The 1,143-nt window shown below is 41.0% G+C and carries 1 protein-coding gene; it reads left to right on the forward strand.

The window, feature by feature from the left end; translation table 11 throughout:
- Positions 1-181 precede the first annotated feature (181 nt).
- Positions 182-766 carry a hypothetical protein gene (locus tag QMA35_RS21755; protein ID WP_281649225.1) on the forward strand — a complete coding sequence of 195 codons (585 nt, stop codon included), beginning with the start codon at positions 182-184 and terminating at the stop codon, positions 764-766.
- Positions 767-1,143: the final 377 nt, after the last annotated feature.

Here is a 1,143-nt window from a genome sequence, read left to right on the forward strand (position 1 = left end):
TCGTTGGCCACTGGAACTATGGTGAGGCCAGCCTACTTCCCCTGAATAAGCATGGACGACCAGCAAAAAGCTTGTTCAGGCTGGGCATGGATATGCTACGACGAGTGTTGAACAATCAGTGCTCAAAAAACGACCAGATCGGATTCCTGACGATGCTTCAGGTTTTGTCCCGTACATAGGTATGAGACTTGCCTTTGATAAGCCAACAATAATAATTAAAGATGATAAGACATCATATTCTTTTGATACATCCCCGATAGAACATCTTGAATACCCAAGGGATCTGAGATTCACAAAAATAGTTGAATTCAAGAAAGCACTTAGTGAAAAAATTAAAGCAACGCTTAAAAAATCAGAAAAAGATCCAAGCTACACAACCTTTCTGGGTCACTTTGGTACCTTTACGGTAGCAAAGCTAGACACAAAAGAAGTTTCGAAAGAAGACTTCATTATTGAAGAACTAAAAGACCTGAAGAAAAGTGTTCAACGTCAGGAGATGATTAACAGTGAACGTATCCACATGTCATCTCCTTCAATGTATGGGAAATATCCACCTGATAGAACATTCATGGAGATGCGTCGAGCAATCAAAAAAGTTATTGGAAATGAATTCCCTGAATGCAGTTCTTCAGATATAAATAAACCAGAATTTAAAGAAATAATTTTCCACCGAATAATGGATAATGAAAGAGTCCGTAAATTTTTCGCAGGACCAGAAGAAATGCAAAGTGTCTTCCAGGATGCCTATGCTAATGTAGCAGCATAAGCAACTAACAAGTGAATGGTGTTCGTCGCTTCGCTCCTGGGACGCCTTCGGCGCCCCACAACTTGGCGTTGTGCGTCGGGGTGAATATATTAATTTCTCGTTCCTCGTTTTTCCTGAGAAATTACCGTGAGTTTTGTGAAGCTGGCAATTAAGTTCTGAGTTTGTTTGGGGAATTCTGAAAGTTCATTCTTTAAACGTGTTTCTCCGGCAAACATTGTCGGGCTGCATTTGAGTTATGCCAGCAAAGATATTCGGGTATCAATTCCAAGCTAACTTCAAAAGGTTTCGGGGAGCTGGCGGTTAAGTTTTCAGTGGTTTTACTCGTGCTATGCCAGCTCAATCATTTTCAGGGTTTTCGTGGTTCTTGCGGCTGGCAA

The organism is Parendozoicomonas sp. Alg238-R29 (genome assembly GCF_947331445.1).
Lineage (GTDB): Bacteria > Pseudomonadota > Gammaproteobacteria > Pseudomonadales > Endozoicomonadaceae > Sansalvadorimonas.